Source organism: Streptomyces massasporeus (assembly GCF_014648995.1).
Taxonomy (GTDB): domain Bacteria; phylum Actinomycetota; class Actinomycetes; order Streptomycetales; family Streptomycetaceae; genus Streptomyces; species Streptomyces massasporeus.
On record NZ_BMSE01000002.1, the window covers coordinates 653,058 to 671,742 of the forward strand.

20 protein-coding genes are annotated in these 18,685 nt (G+C 70.9%); 10 read left to right on the forward strand and 10 right to left on the reverse strand.

The features are described from left to right. The first annotated feature begins 22 nt into the window (after nucleotides 1-22). Both IE153_RS07775 and IE153_RS07780 read left to right on the forward strand, forming a co-directional pair. Complete coding sequence (locus IE153_RS07775) at nucleotides 23-460, forward strand: protein-tyrosine phosphatase family protein (RefSeq protein ID WP_189589000.1); 438 nt, start codon at nucleotides 23-25, stop codon at nucleotides 458-460. Between the two features lie 96 nt (nucleotides 461-556). Next, the gene (locus tag IE153_RS07780) at nucleotides 557-1,801 is read left to right on the forward strand and encodes a glycoside hydrolase family 113 protein (protein ID WP_229828898.1); all 1,245 of its coding nucleotides are present in this window, start codon (nucleotides 557-559) and stop codon (nucleotides 1,799-1,801) included. On the opposite strand, the gene IE153_RS07785 is transcribed toward IE153_RS07780, so the two are convergent. Together IE153_RS07785 and IE153_RS07790 are read right to left on the reverse strand one after the other, a co-directional pair. After that, entirely contained in the window at nucleotides 1,708-3,183 is a 1,476-nt protein-coding gene (locus IE153_RS07785) for an alpha/beta hydrolase (protein WP_189589001.1), read from the reverse strand. The two genes, IE153_RS07780 and IE153_RS07785, sit on opposite strands and share 94 nt — an antisense overlap. Nucleotides 3,184-3,249: 66 nt before the next feature. Next, nucleotides 3,250-3,759 (reverse strand): cupin domain-containing protein, encoded by a 510-nt coding sequence (locus tag IE153_RS07790; protein ID WP_189589002.1) that lies wholly within the window; start codon nucleotides 3,757-3,759, stop codon nucleotides 3,250-3,252. Nucleotides 3,760-3,937: 178 nt separating this feature from the next. On the opposite strand from IE153_RS07790, the gene IE153_RS07795 reads away from it, so the two are divergent. Beyond that, nucleotides 3,938-4,387: a nuclear transport factor 2 family protein gene (locus tag IE153_RS07795; protein ID WP_189589003.1), complete on the forward strand. Its 450-nt coding sequence runs from the start codon at nucleotides 3,938-3,940 to the stop codon at nucleotides 4,385-4,387. Between the two features lie 64 nt (nucleotides 4,388-4,451). Here the strand turns inward: IE153_RS07795 and IE153_RS07800 are convergent, their stop codons facing one another. Further along, on the reverse strand, nucleotides 4,452-4,913 hold the full coding sequence (locus IE153_RS07800; protein ID WP_189589262.1) for a GNAT family N-acetyltransferase: 462 nt from the start codon (nucleotides 4,911-4,913) through the stop codon (nucleotides 4,452-4,454). 488 nt (nucleotides 4,914-5,401) lie between these two features. Between IE153_RS07800 and IE153_RS07805 the strand changes: the two genes are divergently transcribed. The 4 genes from IE153_RS07805 to IE153_RS07820 all read left to right on the forward strand — a co-directional run bounded on the left by IE153_RS07805 (nucleotide 5,402) and on the right by IE153_RS07820 (nucleotide 8,805). After that, complete coding sequence (locus IE153_RS07805; protein WP_030836519.1) at nucleotides 5,402-5,617, forward strand: hypothetical protein; 216 nt, start codon at nucleotides 5,402-5,404, stop codon at nucleotides 5,615-5,617. 26 nt (nucleotides 5,618-5,643) lie between these two features. Then, entirely contained in the window at nucleotides 5,644-6,390 is a 747-nt protein-coding gene (gene recO, locus IE153_RS07810) for a DNA repair protein RecO (RefSeq protein WP_030836523.1), read from the forward strand. A gap of 57 nt (nucleotides 6,391-6,447) precedes the next feature. Further along, the gene (locus IE153_RS07815) at nucleotides 6,448-7,281 is read left to right on the forward strand and encodes an isoprenyl transferase (protein WP_031107515.1); all 834 of its coding nucleotides are present in this window, start codon (nucleotides 6,448-6,450) and stop codon (nucleotides 7,279-7,281) included. Nucleotides 7,282-7,416: 135 nt separating this feature from the next. Further along, nucleotides 7,417-8,805, forward strand: a complete 1,389-nt coding sequence (locus IE153_RS07820) for an MFS transporter (RefSeq protein ID WP_189589004.1) — start codon at nucleotides 7,417-7,419, stop codon at nucleotides 8,803-8,805. 100 nt (nucleotides 8,806-8,905) lie between these two features. Here the strand turns inward: IE153_RS07820 and IE153_RS07825 are convergent, their stop codons facing one another. The 4 genes from IE153_RS07825 to IE153_RS07840 are packed head-to-tail and all read right to left on the reverse strand — an operon-like array spanning nucleotide 8,906 to nucleotide 12,021. After that, complete coding sequence (locus IE153_RS07825) at nucleotides 8,906-9,325, reverse strand: Fur family transcriptional regulator (protein ID WP_030836532.1); 420 nt, start codon at nucleotides 9,323-9,325, stop codon at nucleotides 8,906-8,908. 58 nt (nucleotides 9,326-9,383) lie between these two features. Next, on the reverse strand, nucleotides 9,384-10,286 hold the full coding sequence (locus tag IE153_RS07830) for a metal ABC transporter permease (protein WP_189589005.1): 903 nt from the start codon (nucleotides 10,284-10,286) through the stop codon (nucleotides 9,384-9,386). Beyond that, on the reverse strand, nucleotides 10,286-11,053 hold the full coding sequence (locus IE153_RS07835; protein ID WP_189589006.1) for a metal ABC transporter ATP-binding protein: 768 nt from the start codon (nucleotides 11,051-11,053) through the stop codon (nucleotides 10,286-10,288). The genes IE153_RS07830 and IE153_RS07835 overlap by 1 nt, the downstream gene beginning before the upstream one ends. Nucleotides 11,054-11,073: 20 nt before the next feature. Then, nucleotides 11,074-12,021 (reverse strand): metal ABC transporter substrate-binding protein, encoded by a 948-nt coding sequence (locus tag IE153_RS07840; RefSeq protein ID WP_189589007.1) that lies wholly within the window; start codon nucleotides 12,019-12,021, stop codon nucleotides 11,074-11,076. A 171-nt stretch (nucleotides 12,022-12,192) separates the two neighbouring features. On the opposite strand from IE153_RS07840, the gene IE153_RS07845 reads away from it, so the two are divergent. Further along, complete coding sequence (locus IE153_RS07845) at nucleotides 12,193-13,575, forward strand: glycine--tRNA ligase (RefSeq protein ID WP_184911345.1); 1,383 nt, start codon at nucleotides 12,193-12,195, stop codon at nucleotides 13,573-13,575. Between the two features lie 61 nt (nucleotides 13,576-13,636). On the opposite strand, the gene IE153_RS07850 is transcribed toward IE153_RS07845, so the two are convergent. Continuing rightward, nucleotides 13,637-14,740, reverse strand: coding sequence for an endonuclease/exonuclease/phosphatase family protein (locus IE153_RS07850; protein WP_189589008.1), 1,104 nt, complete (start codon nucleotides 14,738-14,740; stop codon nucleotides 13,637-13,639). A 211-nt stretch (nucleotides 14,741-14,951) separates the two neighbouring features. Here IE153_RS07850 and IE153_RS07855 point away from each other — a divergent pair, with 211 nt between their 5' ends. Next, nucleotides 14,952-15,569: a LysE family translocator gene (locus IE153_RS07855; protein ID WP_189589009.1), complete on the forward strand. Its 618-nt coding sequence runs from the start codon at nucleotides 14,952-14,954 to the stop codon at nucleotides 15,567-15,569. A 422-nt stretch (nucleotides 15,570-15,991) separates the two neighbouring features. Continuing rightward, the gene (locus tag IE153_RS07860) at nucleotides 15,992-16,726 is read left to right on the forward strand and encodes a hypothetical protein (protein ID WP_189589010.1); all 735 of its coding nucleotides are present in this window, start codon (nucleotides 15,992-15,994) and stop codon (nucleotides 16,724-16,726) included. Between the two features lie 112 nt (nucleotides 16,727-16,838). Here IE153_RS07860 and IE153_RS07865 read toward each other — a convergent pair whose 3' ends face one another. Next, nucleotides 16,839-17,045, reverse strand: coding sequence for a hypothetical protein (locus IE153_RS07865; RefSeq protein ID WP_030836562.1), 207 nt, complete (start codon nucleotides 17,043-17,045; stop codon nucleotides 16,839-16,841). 115 nt (nucleotides 17,046-17,160) lie between these two features. Then, nucleotides 17,161-18,594 carry an MFS transporter gene (locus IE153_RS07870; RefSeq protein ID WP_189589011.1) on the reverse strand — a complete coding sequence of 478 codons (1,434 nt, stop codon included), beginning with the start codon at nucleotides 18,592-18,594 and terminating at the stop codon, nucleotides 17,161-17,163. Nucleotides 18,595-18,685: the final 91 nt, after the last annotated feature.

Genomic DNA, 18,685 nt, shown 5'->3' on the forward strand with positions numbered 1-18,685 from the left:
GAACGCGGAGCATGATGAGGGCGTGAGCGAGCTGTGGAGCGAGAGTGACACGGGCGTCCTGAGGTTGCCCTCCGGCCTGCTGGTCCGGGGCCGGGGCCTGCGCCACCCCTTGGACCCCACCGCGCCCCTTCCCTCCTACGGCGTCTACCTGCTCGGCCGGCAGCCGCCGGAGGTCCCATGGGAGTCGGGCTGGATCCGCTGGCCCGACTTCCGCATCCCGTCGGACCCGGCGGCGGCCCGCACGCAGCTGGCCGCCGTACGGGAGCGGGCCGCCGGGGAGCGGGTGGAGATCGCCTGCGGCGGAGGGCGCGGCCGCACGGGAACGGCGCTGGCCTGCCTGGCGGTGCTGGACGGGGTGCCGGGGGAGGAGGCGGTGGCGTACGTCCGCCGGCACTACGACCGGCATGCCGTGGAAACGCCCTGGCAGCGGCGGTACGTGCGCCGGTTCGGGGAGGGATGAGCCTCTCCTTCGGCACGGCGCCTCATACCTTGGTCGCACGGCCGTAGACCGACGGCCGACAGCAGAGCCGGTGCCGCGCTCGGCACAGTGGGCCGCATGGCAGAGACCAAGGGGACCAGGCAGGCGAAGGGGATCAGCCGGGCGCAGTTCCTGGCCGGGGCCGCGGCGGTGGGGGCCGCCGGGGTGGCGGGACCGGCCGGGCAGGCCCGGGCGGCGCAGGCACGACCGGGCCGGGGGCTGCGCAGACGGGGCGTCGTCTACACGGTCGGGGCGGGGGAGACTCCGGGGACCGCGTGGAGTGCCCGGCGGATGCGGCACGACATCCGGGCCATCCGGGACGACCTGCACGCCGACACCGTCGACGTCACCGGCGACGGCGTCGAACGCCTCACGAAGACCGCCGCCGAGGCCGCCGAACGCGGGCTGCACGTCTGGCTGCAGCCCACCCTCGGGGACGCGCCGCAGCGGGACATCCTGGAGCACATCGCCGAGACCGGCCGGTTCGCGGAGCGGCTGCGGAGGCAGGGCGCGAGTGTCGACTTCAGTGTCGGCTGCGAGTTCTGGCTGTTCGTTCCCGGCATCCTGCCGGGCGAGACGGTGCTGGAGCGCATCGAGAACCTCCGGAACGGCACGGTCGACTGGCCGCAGACGCGGCGGCGCCTCGCCGATTTCACGGTACGGGCGGCGAAGGTCGGCCGGTCCGTCTTCCGGGGGAACATCGGCTATGCGGCGGCCCAGAGCATCGACGCCCCGGACTGGAACCTCTTCGACATCGTCGGCATCGACTACTACGCGCACTTCGACACCCCCGCCGACCACGTCCGGGAGCTCCGGCAGTACCTGAAGTGGGGCAAGCCGCTCGCCATCACCGAGTTCGGCACCTGCGCGTACGTCGGTGCGCCGGAGACCGGCGGCATGGGCTGGGACATCGTCGACTACGCCAAGAACCCGCCGGAGATCAAGGGGAACCCGGTCCGCAGTGAGCGTGTCCAGGCCGACTACGTGGGCGGGTTGCTGGACGTCTTCGCGTCGATGGGCCTGTACGCGGCGATGGCCTTCGAGTTCATCAGCGCGGACGCCCCGCACCGCCCGGACGCGCCCCGCCTCGACCTCGACATGGCGTCGTACGCCCTCACCAAGGTGATCAGGGACCGCCCGGACGACCCCGCCTCCGGCTGGCACTGGGAGCCGAAGGAGGCGTTCCGCGCGGTGGCCCGCCGATACGGGGCGGCGGGCCACCGCACCTCTCAGCCGCAGGAGAGGTCGGAGGCCGGCCGTTCGCCGGTGGCCAGGAAACGGGAGACGGCCCGGTCGCCACAGGCGTTGCCGTTCGCCAGATAGGCGTCATGGCCGGTGGAGTTCACGGTGACCATGACGGCCCGGTCGCCGAGGGCCCGGCGCAGCTTCAGGGCTCCGGCGAGCGGAGTGGCGACGTCCCGCCGGTTCTGCACGAGCAGGATGGTGGAGGGGCCGCGGTCGGTGATCCGCACGGCCGGCTCCCTCGGCGCGTACGGCCAGGCCGCGCACACCATCGGCCCGCGCGGCATGCCCGCGGTCAGCGGGTGGGCGGCCCGGCTCTCCGCGACATCCTTCTGATACGCGGCGGCCGAGTCGGGCCAGTCGACGTCGTTGCAGATGGTGCCGACGCCGACCGCGGCCACGTTCTGCAGGACCGACTCGGGCGGGGCCTCGGGCGCGGGCGGCACGGTGCCCTCGCGGGCGGCCCGGATGGCCTTGGCCAGGGTCGGGTAGTCGTCGGGGTCGTAGAGGCTGGACAGCATGGTCTGACGCAGCGCGTTGCCGTCCAGCCGCGGGGGGTTGGCGCCGGGCCAGGGGAGGGGCTCGCGGTCCAGCCGGGCGGCGAGCCGCAGGAAGCCGGACCGTACTTCTGCGGGCGTACGGGCGACCCGGTACGGATTGCCGGGGCGGGAGGCCCACCTGGCGAACTCGGGGAAGTTGTCCTCGACACCGACCTCGAAGGCGGCGAGCCAGTTGCGGGTCACGCGCGTGTGGTCGGGGTTGTTGTTGCTGTCCAGCACGATGCGGTCGGTGCGGTGCGGGAACAGCTGGCTGTAGACGGCCCCGACGTAGGTGCCGTACGAGACGCCCCACGCGGAGATCTTCTCCTCGCCGAGGGCGGCCCGCAGACGGTCCAGGTCGCGGGCCTCGTTGGCGGTGCTGATGTGCCGGATCAGCTCACCGCCGTTGCGGGCACAGGCTTCGGCCGTACGCCGGGCGGTGGCCATGTTCTCGTCGACGGAACCGTCCGGGGCGGGCCAGGGCAGGCGCTTCGTCATGCTGATGTCGGCGGGGTCGAGTGCGCAGTCGACGGCGGTGGACGGTGCCATGCCGCGCGGCGCGAACCCGACGAGGTCGTAGGCGTTCCGCACGCTCTGCGGCAGCTTCTGCCCCTTGCCTGAGGGGTCGGTGAGACTGTCCCCGCCGGGGCCGCCCGGGATGAGCAGCAGGGCGCCCCGCCGGGCGGACGGTTTCTCACTGGGGATCCGGGAGACGGCGATCCGGATCTTCGGGCTGTCCGGGTCGGAGTAGTCCATCGGGACGTCGAGGGTGGCGCACTGCTGTCTGGGGTCGAGACCGGGGCCGCTGCACTCGCCCCAGTCAAGAGGGCCGGGTCCGGCGGCGGACGCCCCACCGGGCCCGGCAAACCCGAGCACCGCACCGGCGGCGGCGACCAGCGCCGCGAATTTCGTGATCCTCTTCATGTCCAGCAGCGTGACCGACCGGGGGAAAAGGCCACATCCGGGTAACTGCCCTCTATCGCAGGGGGATTACCCCAGGTTCTCCGGAACATCGGGTGTCTGCACGAAGTAACTGTCGTGCCGTACCTGGAACTCCCGCAGTTCCTCGCCGCCGCGCTGCGCGAACTCCGCGACCCGCTCGAAGTACTCCTCGCGCGGGGCGCCCGGGGAGAACAGCATCAGCATGGACACCGGGTCGTCGCTGTCATTCCGGAAGGCGTGCAGCCCGCCCACGGGCACATACAGGAAGTCCCCCTGCCGCCCGGTCACCCAGCTCTTGCCGTCATAGAGCCGGATCTCGCCGGACAGCACGTAGAAGGACTCGGAGATGGTCCGGTGAAAGTGCGTCTTCGCCCCCGGCGCCTTCGGCCCCATGTCCACCTTGTACAGCCCGAACTCGCCCCCGGTCGTGGTGTGACCGGCGAGGTAGTGAGTGGCGGTGCCGCCCGGGGAGACGATGTCGGGCGGGGTGCCGGCGGACCTGAAGACGGCGTTGATCTCCCCGTTCTCACCGAGGTAGCGGGGTTCTGGGTACGACATGACGGTCCCTTCACGTGGCGATACCGGGAACTCTTCCACGCCGGCCCTCGCCGGACATCGGGCTCGGAGCGGAGGGCGATGGGGCCATGGACCTAGGGCGCGCCGCGGACGGCGCGCAGCGCAGCACGTCGTCCGTTACCCGCCAGCACCTTTCCCCCACGGTGATCAGGCTGAAGGCATGACGACACAGCCCACCACCGACTCGACGGCGGTCCTCACCGGCATGTACGCGGCGGAAGCGGAGTACCTCGCGGACCAAGGCCCCGGCGAGGCCTCGTTCGCGCTGCTCGCGCCCTTCTTCGCGGCGGATGTGGAGGTGCGTCAGGCAGCCGCCCTGCCCTACGGCGGCACCTGGCGGGGGCACGACGGACTGGCCCGGTTCTTTCGGAGGATGGGGGAGGTGTGGGAGGCGTTCGACATGGTGGAGCAGGAGTTCCTGGCCACCGGGGAGACGGCCGTCGTGCTGACCCGGGTCCGTGCGCGGGCTCGTGCGACCGGTCGTGAACTCGCCTTCCCCATCCTGCAGACGATCACCGTGAAGGACGGACGGATCACCGAGGTCCGCCCGTTCTACTGGGACACCATGGCCATCGCCGAAGCGTGCGCCGTGCCCGGGGCAGCGGGCTGAGGCGGAGAGGGGGACCCGTCAGCGCCACAAGTCGTTCGCGCCCCGGGCCTGTCCTGCCTGCCCCTCAGGCGTGCTTCCTGGTCGCTTCGCCCCTCCGGTCGGCCCCCGGTCGGCGCAGCATGAAGACGTCGATCGCGTCCTGCGTCTCCACCGTGAAGCCGTGGCGCTCGTAGAGCCGGCGGGCCGGGCTGCCCACGAGGACGTTCAGCCGGACGAGGTCGCCGGAGGTGTCCGTCCTGGTCAGCAGGGTTTGTAGGATCGCCGACCCCAGGCCCCGGCCCTGGAGCGCCGGGGCGAGGTAGAAGTGCTCCAGCCAGTGGCCGCTGTCGGACGGGCGCAGGGTGACGCTGCCCGCGAAGGTGCCGGACGACGTGATGATCGACGTGTGCCGCGGGGAGAAACCGTCCCGCAGGCGCTGCCTGACCCGCTGCTCGTCGTAGCGGCCCAGCCGCTCCAGGTCCGGGCGCATCACCACCGCCCGCAGTTCCGCTATCGCCTCGACATCCGCCGGCCGCGCGGGGCGGATGTCCCATTCCGGTTCCGGGTGACCCTCTGACGTTCCCACCGCCGGATTGTTTCATCGGCTCGTGGTGCCCTCTCGTCCGCGGTCTCCAATACGCCGTCGGCGGGCCGCATTTTCGTCAATCGGCCGCCTGCCCAACCGCTCGAAAATACCCCCGGTTTGCGACGTCTCGTGCCGAACCCCTTTGTGTCGCCGCGCAGTTGTAGGACACAGACCCCTCCGGAGTGTAGTCGCGGAGCGTCACTGCAGAGATGCGAAGAGTGAAACCGCGAAAGGAAGGGGAGCACGGTGGAGGCACGACACTCGGCGCTCTGTGCCGAAGAAGCGGAGGACGCGGTGAAAGAATTGCGGGCAGAACTCGCCAAGGCCGGAATTATCCTGCCCTCACTGGGACTTGACCCGGTGAGTCTTGTGCGGGAAGCGCCCTGCCCGCTCGTCGCATCGGCCCGGCGTTCCCCGGGAAGCGCCCGGCGGCTCACGGCGGTGCGGCGATGAAGCCTCCCGTCGGCGCCTACGTCGTGGACACCCGCAGCGGACGCATCGGCATCGTCATGGGGCATGAGGGGCCCTACGTGCAGTTGCGGCCGTACGGGGGCGGCAGGGAGTGGGACGCCGACCCCGGGGCCGTCCGGCACGCCACCCCGGCCGAGCGGCTGCGCGCGGCCACCGCGTACGCCAACGCCCGCAGCAGGGGCGAGGTCCCTTGACGTGACGGCCCTGCCAGAATGGCTCCATGAGTCTGTTCCGCGACGACGGCATCGTGCTGCGCACCCAGAAGCTGGGTGAGGCGGACCGGATCATCACGCTGCTCACGCGCGGTCACGGACGGGTACGCGCGGTGGCCCGGGGTGTGCGCCGGACGAAGTCGAAGTTCGGCGCACGCCTCGAGCCGTTCTCCCATGTCGACGTGCAGTTCTTCGCCAAGGGCAGCGAGCTCATCGGGCGGGGGCTGCCGCTGTGCACCCAGAGCGAGACCATCGCGCCGTACGGCGGCGGGATCGTCACCGACTACGCCCGGTACACGGCCGGGACCGTCATGCTGGAGACCGCCGAGCGGTTCACCGACCACGAGGGGGAGCCGGCCGTGCAGCAGTACCTGCTGCTGGTCGGCGGGCTGCGGACCCTCGCCCGGGGCGAGCACGCACCGCACCTCGTGCTCGACGCGTTCCTGCTCCGCTCCCTCGCCGTCAACGGGTACGCCCCGAGCTTCACCGACTGCGCGAAGTGCGGGATGCCCGGGCCCAACCGGTTCTTCTCGGTCGCCTCGGGCGGATCCGTCTGCGTGGACTGCCGCGTACCCGGCAGCGTCGTACCCTCGCCCCAGGCCCTGGAACTCCTCGGCGCCCTGCTTACGGGAGACTGGGAGACCGCGGACGCGTGCGAGGCGCGCTACGTCCGGGAGGGCAGCGGGCTGGTGTCCGCGTATCTGCACTGGCACATGGAGCGCGGGCTGCGCTCCCTGCGCTACGTCGAGAAGTAGTGCGGCGGCGGAGCAGAACAGCACAGAAGCAAGCGAGCACGAGGAGACGAGAAACACATGGCCGTACGCGGGATCCTGGGGCGCCAGCGCCGGGAGTACAGGACGCCGGAGCCGCACCCGTCCGGCGCGCGGCCCCCGAAGATCCCCGGGGAGTTCGTACCGCAGCATGTGGCGATCGTCATGGACGGCAACGGCCGCTGGGCCAAGGATCGGGGGCTGCCGCGTACCGAGGGTCACAAGGTCGGTGCCGAGCGCGTGCTGGACGTCCTCCAGGGGGCCGTCGAGATGGGCGTGGGCGCCATCTCCCTGTACGCCTTCTCCACCGAGAACTGGAAGCGGTCGCCCGACGAGGTGCGCTTCCTGATGAACTTCAACCGGGACTTCATCCGCAAGACCCGCGACCAGCTCGACGAGCTGGGCATCCGCGTGCGCTGGGTCGGCCGGATGCCCAAGCTGTGGCGCTCGGTCGCCAAGGAGCTCCAGATCGCCCAGGAGCAGACCAAGGACAACGACCGGCTGACGCTGTACTTCTGCATGAACTACGGGGGCCGGGCCGAGATCGCCGACGCGGCCAAGGCTATGGCGGAGGACGTGAAGAGCGGAAAGCTCGACCCCTCCAAGGTCAGCGAGAAGACCTTCGCGAAGTACATGTACTACCCGGACATGCCGGACGTGGACCTGTTCCTGCGGCCCAGCGGCGAGCAGCGCACCTCCAACTACCTGATCTGGCAGAGCGCCTACGCCGAGATGGTCTTCCAGGACGTGCTGTGGCCGGACTTCGACCGGCGTGACCTGTGGCGGGCCTGCCTGGAGTTCGCCTCCCGCGACCGGCGCTTCGGCGGGGCCGTCCCGAACGAGGAACTGCTGGCCATGGAGGGCGAGCAGCAGTAACACGCCGACCCCGGCAGCCTCCCCTCCGCCGCAGCCGACGCCGAGGCCCGGGAACCTCCTCCCGTCGCAGCCGCCGCTGCGGCCCGGCAGGCCCCTCCGGTGGCAGCCGGGCCGCGGTGGCGCTGTCCTGGTGGCATGGGTTCGACCGCCGTCGGCGCACCCCGGCGGACCACGAGACAGGCCGGGGTCTTCATCGCGGCCTCGCTGGCCCTGCTCTGCATCCAGCTGGACTTCTTCGCGCTCAACCTGGCCATCCCCGGGATCGCCGACGAGCTGGACACGACCGTCTCCGCGGCCCAGTGGACGCTGTCCGCGTACATGCTCGCCGTCGGCTGCCTGTTCATCGTCGGCGGGCGGCTGGGTGATCTCCTCGGCCGGCGTCCGGTCCTGCTGGCCGGGACCGGGCTGTTCGCCGCCGCCTCCGTCGGCTGCGCCCTCGCGCCGAGCCTCGGTGTGCTCGTCACGGCCCGGATCGTGCAGGGCGCGGGCGCGGCGCTGATCTTCCCCGTGTCGGTCTCCGTGATCACCAACGCCTTTCCCGAGGAGACCCGGACCCGGGCGCTCGGGGCGATGTTCGGGATCGCCAACGTCGGCACCGCCCTCGGACCGTTCGTCGGCGGCGGCTTCACCGACGGGCCGGGCTGGCGGTGGATCTTCTGGCTGCTGGCCCCGCTCAGCGCCCTTTCCCTGCTGATCGCCCTGCGGTACGTCCCGGACTCGCGGGACGAGAGCGCGCCCCGCCAGATCGATCTGCCGGGCTGTCTGGCCGTCGTGACGAGCCTGGCCGCCCTGACCCTGGCCGTGGAGCGGGGGAGCGCATGGGGCTGGGACCACGCCCGCACGCTCGCCCTGCTCGGGATCGCCGTGGTGGCCGGCGCCCTCTTCGCGCTGCGGGAGCGGACCTGCCGCCATCCACTCGTCGACTTCCGGCTCTTCCGCAACATCCGCTTCGACCTCGTCACCGTGATGGGGTCGGTCGCCAACATGGGCTACGCCGTCACCGTGTTCCTCGCCACGCTCCAGTTGCAGCAGGTGCGCGGCCTGTCGGCGATCCTGTCCGGCACGGTCTTCCTCGCCCCGGCCGTGATGGTGGCCTGCTCGGGGCCCATCGGCGCCTGGCTGTCCGGCCGGATGCGCGCCACCAGCGTCATGGCCCTGGCCGGGACCATCGCCGGCACCGGCATGATCGGGCTGAGCTTCGCCTGGTCCTGGTGGGTCTACCTGCCCGTCTTCACCTGGTGCGCGCTCGGGCTGGGCCTCGGCTGGACCTTCGCCAGTGTCGCCACCCAGCAGGTCGTCTCGCCCGCCCGCGCCGGAGAGGCCTCGGGCGTCGTCCTCACCGCTCTCGTCACGCTCGGAGCCATCGGCCTGGCGGCCGTCGCGGCGGCCATCACCTCACTCACCCCCGAGACCGGCCCGGAACGCGCCTACGACCTCATCCTGCGCGTCGGCGGCACCGTGATCCTGGCCTCCACCGCCCTGTCCCTGCTCGTCCGCCGCCGGCTCAGCGCCCGGAGCGCGTAGGAAACAGGAGACTTCCGCCCTCAGGGGCGCGGGGAACTGCGCGGGCAACCCCCACGCACCCGCACCCGGCCACGAACCCGCACCCACGGCGATCAACCGCTCAACCGCCGGAGGCTCCCGCGCAATCCGCACAGGTCCCGAAGATCTCCACCGTATGAGCCACGTTCACATACCCGTGCTCCGCGGCGATGGACTCGGCCCACTTCTCCACAGCCGGCCCCTCCACCTCGACCGCCTTGCCGCACCCGCGGCACACCAGGTGATGGTGATGGTCGTCGGTGGAACAGCGCCGGTACACCGACTCACCGTCGGCCGTGCGAAGGACGTCGACCTCACCGGCGTCGGCGAGGGACTGCAGGGTGCGGTAGACCGTGGTGAGCCCGACCGAGTCGCCCTTGTGCTTGAGCATGTCGTGCAGTTCCTGCGCGCTGCGGAACTCGTCGACCTCCTGCAGGGCCGCCGCCACAGCGGCCCGCTGCTTGGTGGCGCGGCCCTTCACGGACGGTCCAGCGGTCGTCACCGTTGCCTCCTCACGTCTGCCTTGCCCGGGCCATTGTGCCAGCCCGGGGTGGGGGCGGTCAGACGCCGACTTCGTCGGCCGCCGCCCGGCTGCCCGGGATCGCGCACTCGGCGGGGTCGGCCGTCGCGTCCGAGACCGCCGCCGCGCGGGCGCGGCGCCGGGCCAGCGGGGCCGCGATCGCCGTCAGCACGATGAACGCGCCGATGGTCAGCAGCACGATCGTCGCGCCGGGCGGCACGTCCTGGTAGTACGAGGTGACCGTACCGCCGATCGTCACGCTGACGCCGATGGCGACGGCGATCGCGAACGTGGCGGCGAAGCTGCGGGTGATCTGCTGGGCGGCCGCGACCGGCACCACCATCAGCGCGCTGACCAGCAGCAGCCCGACCACCCGCATCGCCACGGTCACCGTGACGGCCGCGGTGACGGCCGTCAGCAGGTTCAGGACGCGCACCGGCAGGCCCGTCACCCGGGCGAACTCCTCGTCCTGGCTGACGGCGAACAGCTGCCGCCGAAGGCCCAGGGTGACCAGGACGACGAACGCGGCCAGGACGCAGATCGCGGTGACGTCCGACTGGGACACCGTCGACAGGGAGCCGAACAGGTAGGACGTCAGGTTGGCGTTGGAGCCCGTCGGCGCGAGGTTGATGAACATCACACCGCCGGCCATGCCGCCGTAGAACAGCATCGCGAGGGCGATGTCGCCGCGGGTCTTGCCGTACCAGCGGATCAGCTCCATGAGGACCGCGCCGAGGACGGAGACGAGGGTCGCCATCCACACCGGGGACCAGGTCAGCAGGAAGCCGAGGCCGACGCCGGTCATCGCGACGTGGCCGATGCCGTCGCCCATCAGGGCCTGGCGGCGCTGGACCAGGTAGATCCCCACCGCGGGGGCGGTGATGCCGACCAGGACGGCGGCGAGCAGCGCCCGCTGCATGAAGGCGTAGTCGAGGAAGTCCATCAGCTCAGCAGTCCCGTGCGGATCGGTTCGGCGCCCGCGGGTGCGTGCGGGTGTACGTGGTCGTGGCCGGGCAGGGCGTGCTGGCCGACGGCCTTCGGGGGCGGCCCGTCGTGGACGACGCAGCCGTCGCGCAGGACGACCGCCCGGTCGATGAGGGGCTCCAGGGGGCCCAGTTCGTGCAGCACGAGCAGCACCGTCGTGCCCTGGGAGACCTGCTCGGTGAGGGTGTGCGCGAGGACTTCCTGGCTGGCCAGGTCGACGCCGGCCATCGGCTCGTCCATGATCAGCAGCTCGGGTTCGGAGGCGAGCGCGCGGGCGATCAGGACACGCTGGTGCTGGCCGCCGGAGAGGGCGTCGACGGAGTCCTTGGCCCGGTCGGCCATGCCGACGAGGTCCAGGGCGCGTCGTACGGCCGCGTGGTCGGCCTTGCGCAGGACGCCGAAGCGGGCCCGGGACAGGCGGCCGGAGGAGACCACCTCGGTCACCGTGGCGGGCACGCCGCCGGCGGCCGTGGTGCGCTGAGGGACGTAGCCCACGCGGTGCCAGTCGCGGAACCGCCCGCGGTCCGTGCCGAACAGCTCGATGGCGCCGGCGCCGGTCTGCACCTGGCCGATGATGCTGCGCACGGCCGTGGACTTGCCCGAGCCGTTCGCGCCGAGCAGCGCGACGACCTCGCCGCGGTGCACGGTGAGGTCGATGCCGCGCAGCACGGGGCGCGAGCCCAGGTCCGCGCGGACGCCGCGCAGGGATACGACGGGCTCGGTCATGCCGTCCTCCGATGGGTCGATCACTTGGCTCCCAGGGCCGTCTGCAGGGCCTTGAGGTTGGCTTCCATGACCTGGACGTAGTCGTCGCCGCGGGACTTGTCCGTGATGCCCTCGATCGGGTCGAGGACGTCGGTCTTCAGGTTCGCGTCGCGGGCCAGGGTCTTCGCGGTCTTGTCGGAGACCAGTGTCTCGTAGAAGACGGTGGTGACGCCGTCGGCCTTCGCCTCCTGCTGGAGCTCCCGGACGCGGGCGCCGCTGGGCTCGCTGTCGGGGTCGACGCCGGAGATGGCCTCCTGGGTGAGGCCGTAGCGCTCGGCGAGGTAGCCGAAGGCGGCGTGGTTGGTGAAGAAGACCTTGGACTTGGTGTCCTTCAGGCCGTTCTCGAAGTCGCCGTCGAGGCCCTTCAGCTTCGTGACCAGGGCTTCGGTGTTCTTCTTGTAGTCGGCCGCGTGGTCCGGGTCGGCCTTCTCGAAGGCCTTGCCGACACCCTGGGCGATCTCGGCGTACTTCACCGGGTCGAGCCAGACGTGCGGGTCGCGGCCGTGCTCGTCCTCCTCGGAGTGGCCTTCCTCGCCCTCGTGGCTGTGGCCGCCGGTGCCGTGGTCCTCGAGGTGGGTCAGCGTGGCCGCGTCGATCTTGGTCTCGATGCCGGTCTGGTCGAAGGCCTTGTCGACGGCGGGCTGGAGGCCCTTGAGGTAGAGCGCCGCGTCGGCCTCCTCCAGCTGCGCGCGCTGCTGGGTGCTGATCTCCAGGTCGTGCGGCTCCTGGCCGGGCTCGGTCAGGCTGGTGACGTTCGCGTGGTCGCCGCCGATCTGCTCGGCGAGGAAGGCCATCGGGTAGAACGACGCGACGACGTCGAACTTGTCCGTGTTGCCCGTGGCCGCGCTGTCGCTGGAGCAGGCGGTCAGGGCGCCGAGGCCGAGAGAGGCGGCCGCGGCGGCGGGTATGAGGCGTCGTCGTACGTTCATGACACTCATTTTCAACAAATATGGAAACCGTTGTCAACAAACAACCTGACCGGGACCTTGAGGGCGCCGGAGGGGGAGCGATTTGATTGAGGGGGCGCCCCCGCCGGTAACCTGAGTCATTCGCTGGAAGCAACTCGCTTCGTCGCCCGTCGTCGTAATGAAGAGAGCACCGTGGCCGCCGACAAGATCGACACCATCGTCAGCCTGAGCAAGCGCCGTGGCTTCGTATTCCCCTGTAGTGAGATCTACGGCGGCCAGCGCGCCGCTTGGGACTACGGCCCGCTGGGTGTCGAGCTCAAGGAGAACCTCAAGCGCCAGTGGTGGCGCTACATGGTGACGTCGCGCGAGGACGTCGTGGGCATCGACTCGTCCGTGATCCTGGCCCCCGAGGTCTGGGTCGCCTCCGGTCACGTCGCCACCTTCACGGACCCGCTGACCGAGTGCACCTCCTGCCACAAGCGGTTCCGCGCGGACCACCTGGAGGAGGCCTACGAGGCCAAGCACAAGCGCCTGCCGGAGAACGGCCTGGCCGACGTCAACTGCCCCAACTGCGGCAACAAGGGCCAGTTCACCGAGCCCAAGCAGTTCTCGGGCCTGCTGTCCACCCACCTCGGCCCGACCCAGGACTCCGGCTCCGTCGCCTACCTGCGGCCCGAGACCGCGCAGGGCATCTTCACCAACTTCTCCCAGGTGCAGACCACCTCGCGCCGCAAGCCGCCGTTCGGCATCGCCCAGATGGGCAAGTCCTTCCGCAACGAGATCACGCCCGGCAACTTCATCTTCCGCACCCGCGAGTTCGAGCAGATGGAGATGGAGTTCTTCGTCAAGCCGGGCGAGGACGAGAAGTGGCAGGAGTACTGGATGGAGCAGCGCTGGAACTGGTACACCGGTCTCGGCCTGCGCGAGGAGAACATGCGGTGGTACGAGCACCCGAAGGAGAAGCTCTCCCACTACTCCAAGCGCACCGCCGACATCGAGTACCGGTTCTCCTTCGGCGGCAGTGAGTGGGGCGAGCTCGAGGGTGTGGCCAACCGCACCGACTACGACCTCGGCGCCCACTCCAAGGCCTCCGGCCAGGACCTCACCTACTTCGACCAGGAGGCCGGCGAGCGCTGGACTCCGTACGTCATCGAGCCCGCGGCCGGTGTCGGCCGCGCGATGCTGGCGTTCCTCCTGGACGCCTACATCGAGGACGAGGCCCCCAACGCCAAGGGCAAGATGGAGAAGCGCACCGTGCTGCGCCTCGACCACCGCCTCGCCCCGGTGAAGGTCGCGGTGCTGCCGCTGTCCCGCAACCCGGAGCTGTCCCCGAAGGCCAAGGGCCTCGCCCAGGCGCTCCGGCAGAACTGGAACATCGAGTTCGACGACGCCGGCGCCATCGGCCGCCGCTACCGCCGCCAGGACGAGATCGGCACGCCGTTCTGTGTGACCGTCGACTTCGACACGCTCGAGGACAACGCGGTGACCGTCCGCGAGCGCGACACGATGAAGCAGGAGCGCGTCTCCCTCGACCAGATCGAGGGCTACCTGGCCTCCCGCCTGATCGGCTGCTGACCGCCGTTCGCCGCGTCACGGTGCCGGGTTCCTCCTCGGAGGGGCCCGGCACCGCCGCGTCTCACAGGTCGAGGTCGACGTAGACCGCCGCGTGGTCCGAGGCGCGGTTCCACTTCGAGGTGACGGTGTCGAAGGACTTGATGGTGGACGGCGCCCAGACCCCGCGCCGTTCGACCTCCACGTGCTGCACCTGCTCCCACAACGGCGGCGGCAGCATCACGTAGTCGAGCTTCTGGCTCTCGGAGGTGCCCGTGCCGTGGGTGCCCGGGGCGCCCCGGTAGGAGGGGTGACTCATCACGTCCCGCAGGCCCGTGCCCAGCAGCGCCCCGATCGCCTCGCTGGACGGCTCGTCGTTGAGGTCGCCGGCGACCACGACGTAGGGGGAACGCTCCAGTGCCGTCTGGTAGATCGACGCCACCCGCCGGGCCTGGGCGACGCGCAGTTCCGGGTTGTCGCCGCTCTGGCTCTTGAGGTGGTTGCCCAGCAGCCACAGTGGGGTGCCGCCGATCTGGAGCTCGTACTCGGGGCAGTCCCTGCTGAACAGGCGCTCGCCGGGGTGGTCCGGGTCCGGGTCGAAGACGTAGGACCGCAGGGACGTGATCGGGTGGCGGCTGAGGACGCCCACGTCGATGCCCCGCGGGTCGTTGCCGTCGATCACCATGTCGTACGGGTACGGCGTCTTCTTCAGATCGGCGCCCAGCACCTGCTCGTTGAAGCGGCGCAGGGTCGTGCGGTCCTCCACCTCCACCGTGAGCAGGATGTCGGCGTCGACCTCGGCGATCACCCGGCCGGTGTTGTGCACGGCCTCCCAGTCGAGGTCGTCACGGACCAGCTCCACCCAGCCCGTCCACCCCGAGCGGCCCTTGGCCACGATCTCGAAGGTGACGTTCTCGCCGCTGCCCTTCGTCTTGAAGAGCGTGCCCTGGCCGCGCGTCTCGTTGACGAAGAACGGCCTGTCCCGGCGCGAGTCGTGCACGCGGTGCTTCTTGAGGAGTGCGGCGACGCGGGTCTTGGTGTCGGCGTCGTAGGTCTCCTTCTCCAGGAGGGAGACCAGCTCGGCGTAGTCGTCGAGGACCTCGCGGCGCTGCTTGTCGCCCGGGAGGCGGAAGACCAGGGGGCGGCGGAAGAGGTTCTCCGTGTTGAAGGTGGCGATACGGATCGTCATGGCGCGCTCCCTCGGGCGGCGCAGAGTTCCGCGACCGGTGGGCGGGCGCCGCCGGGGAGACCGCTCACCGGCACTTTCCATTGTCCGAGCGTGTGTGAAGTGTGTCGAACGGTGGGGCCCTTGGGGTCGCTGAGGTGCGGGGGATTGGTCCCGTAGCGCCGGGGCCGATTGGTCCTGTTCCCGGGCCGCAGGCGCGCGCCAGGGTGAGGGCATGAGCATCGCGTTCCTGCTGACCACCCTCGTCGTCGTCGCCACGCCGGGCACCGGCGTCGTCTACACCCTCGCCGCCGCGCTCTCCCGGGGGCGCCGCGCGAGTGTCGTCGCGGCCGTCGGCTGCACGCTCGGGATCGTGCCGCACCTGCTGGCCACGGTCACCGGCGTCGCCGCGCTGCTGCACGCGAGCGCGACCGCCTTCCAGGTGCTGAAGTACGCGGGGGTCGCCTACCTGCTGTACATGGCGTGGGCGACGGTGCGGGACAAGGAGGCGCTCGTGGTGGAGGAGCGGGAGGCGGCCCCGGAGGTGTCGGCGCGCCGGGTGATCGTGCGCGGCGTGCTGATCAACATCCTCAACCCGAAGCTGACGATCTTCTTCTTCGCGTTCCTGCCGCAGTTCGTGAGCCCCGGGGAGCCGCGCGCGGTGCCGCGCATGGCGGGGCTCGGCGGGGTCTTCATGCTGGCGACCTTCGTGGTGTTCGCCGCGTACGGGGTGCTGGCCGCGTCGGTGCGCCGGCACGTCGTGGGCCGCCCGCGGGTGATGGCCTGGCTGCGGCGGGGCTTCGCGGGCTCGTTCGTGGCCCTGGGCGCGAAGCTGGCGCTCACGGCGCGGTAGCCACAGACAGCAGCCGGACGTATGCCGTATTCAATATCGCTGCATGTATAGACCAAGGCTGTCCTAATGTGCAGGAATTCGGCCACGTCCGGGGTCGTGATCTGTGTATTCATTTATCAGGGGAGGCGGTGGCCGAAAACAGATGATCCGGCGTCGAGGTCGACGTTCGTGGTGGTCCTACAAATCCCCTTCGAACATCCTGTCAGCTTCCCTGGAACCCTTGGAAACCCTGGCAGACCGCGGGAAACGGCAATGATGTGACACCGGTCACCCTGGTCGCTTCAGTGATTACGAGTCGCGCCACTGCCTGATAGATATCGCTCTGCCTGCCGCTCAATTCGGCCGCTCCGGCAGGCGAAAGGGACAGCATCATGGGAATCGAGCTGATCATTGTCGGGCTCATTTCCGGGGTAACTCAGGCGATGGCATCGGAATCATGGACCGCCGCTCGTGACCGCATCGCCCGCACGCTCACGGACAACGCCGCTGACCGCCACGACCTCCTCGTGCTCCTCGACGGGGACCGTGCCGCCGTCCGGGCCGGCGACGTCGGCGGTGTGGAGACCCGCCTCGCCCACCGCTTCCGCCGGTACGCCGAGAGCCGTCCGGATGCCGAGGCCGGCCTCCGGCAGCTGCTGGTCAGCCTGTCGAACGGATTCCCGGCAGCCCAGGACAACAGCATGCACATCCACGGGAACGTGGGCTCGATCATCGCCGCGGCGCCCGGTGCGACCGCCGCAGCGGGCAGCGTCAACCACGGGACCGTCACCAGCGGCGTCATCGACCACGGCCCCATGAAGACCGGTGCGCTCGCCGGCCAGGCCACGCAGACGCCGTCATCGAAGGAGACGGGGGACGCCCGCCCTCGCCTGCTCGCCCGCACCCTGATCACCCTCGTACTGGCCGGTGGCATCGTGGGCTTCGTCTACGGTTTCGACTGGGACGGCACCGCTGACGGCGGGGAGGTCAAGACCTGCCGTCAGTTCCTGGACATGGACACCGCCTTCCAGAAGAAGGCGCTCCTCGACATCGCGCGTGCGGTCGGCAACAAGGAGGCGGCGACCGACGAGAGCATCGTCGAGCACACGCGCTACGAGTGCATAGGCGCCGAGAGCGCGGTCCTCACGGACGTCCTCGCCCCCAGCGCGACTCCATAAGGCCCTCCGGCCGCACGACGACCAGGCCCGCCCGGCGCACCGCCGCGGCGGGTCTTCTCTCTGCCCGTGCGGATCACCACGCCCGCCTCGGCGGCCCGAGCCGCGCGTGTCCTCACGCCGCCGTCGGGTCCACCGTGGCCTGGTGGGCCTCTGCCAGGTGTTCCTCCGCCTTCAGCCAGGGCAGGAACTGGGCGCCTCTGTGCCAGCCGCAGGTGTCGCATCTGATCGTGCGCTGGACGCCCGTCCGGTGCACCCGCACCACGTGCTCCCGGCCGTGCTGGTCCCACCGGCTGACCTTGCTCGTGTCGATCTGCGTCATGGCCCCTCCCACGTCGAGAAATCCGGCGTTCCGGTCTGCTCGCAGCAAGGAGTGTGCAGCAAGACCGACATCAACAGGGTTTCCCCGGAGATGAGTTATCAGGCCGTGAGAGACCTCAGGCGACGGTGCGGGGCAGCCGCAGGCTCAGCAGGCCGGTCAGTACGACGCCGCCGAGCTGCACCAGCAGGGTCGTGACCAGGGCGTCCCGCATGCCGATCCCGGGAACCAGGGACAGGAACAGCGTGCCCAGGGTCGCCACGCCGAGGGCCAGTGCCGACTGCTGGGTGGTGATCATCACGCCGCTGCCGACACCGGCCCGGGCGGGCGGCACCTCGGAGAGGATCACCCGGTAGACGACGGGGAGTTGCAGCGCCTGGCCCGCACCGGCGACCGCCGCGCCCGGGAGCAGCTCGACGAAGCCGAGGTGCGGCCAGAACCGCCAGGCGGCCAGCGCCATCAGGGCCAGCCCCACGCCCTGGAGGGCGGCACCGGCCGTCACCACGCGGGTGCCGTACCGGGCGACCAGGCGCGGGCCCAGCAGCGAGAACACGAAGAACACCACCGCCAGCGGCGCGAGCGCCAGCCCCGCCGCCACCGGACCGAGCCCGGCGCCCTGCTGCAACGCCACCGCGATCACGAACATGAAGCCGCTGAAGCCGATCGAGAACGGCAGCACCAGCAGCAGCCCGCGCCGCAGCGAGGTGAGCGCGAACAGGCTCGGCGGCACCAGCGGCGTACGGCCCTCGCGGTCGGCCCGGCGCTCCACCGCGTAGAACGCCGCCGTGACGAACGGGAACGCCGCCAGCGACAGCCACGTCCACAGCGGCCAGCCCGCCGCCCGGCCCTCGGTGAGCGGCACGAGCAGGGTGAGGAGCGAGGCCGCCAGGAGGAACGTGCCCGGGACGTCGACCGGCTCGGGTCGCGGCGACCGCGTCTCGGGGACCACCCGGACGGCCAGCACCAGCCCGGCGAGCACGACGGGCACGTTGACGAGGAACACCGAACGCCAGCCGGTCCCCGCGATGTCGGCGGCGACCAGCACCCCGCCCAGGATCTGCCCGGCCACCATCGACAGCCCGGCGGTCGCGCCGTAGAGGCCCATGGCCTTGGCGCGCCGGGGGCCGGTCGTGGTCGCCTGGATGGTGGCGAGCACCTGGGGCAGCATCGCGGCGGCCGACGCGCCCTGGGCGACCCGGGCGGCGACCAGCGACCAGGCGCCGGGTGCCAGCCCGCAGGCCAGCGACGTCAGCCCGAAGGCGGCCATGCCGGCGAGGAACAACCGCCGCCGGCCGAACAGGTCGCCGAGCCGGCCCCCGAGGACCAGCAGGACGGCGTACGACACCCCGTACCCGGCGACGACGAGTTCCAGGACCGACTCGCTCGCGGCGAGGTCGGTGCCGATGGTGGGCAGGGCGACGTTGACGATGAAGAAGTCGACGAGGGGCAGGGCCGCGGCCAGCAGCACGGCGAACAGCCCGAGACCGCCGAGCGCGGGGGACGGCGCGGCGGGGGAACGTACGGGACTGGGGGCGAGGGATTCGGTGGTCACGCTCCCGAGCCTGCGACGTCACTCAGGCTGGTACCAGAGTGTCCTTATCCTGGTAGCAGCACCACCTGGAAACAGGGTCCGCACGGCGGCA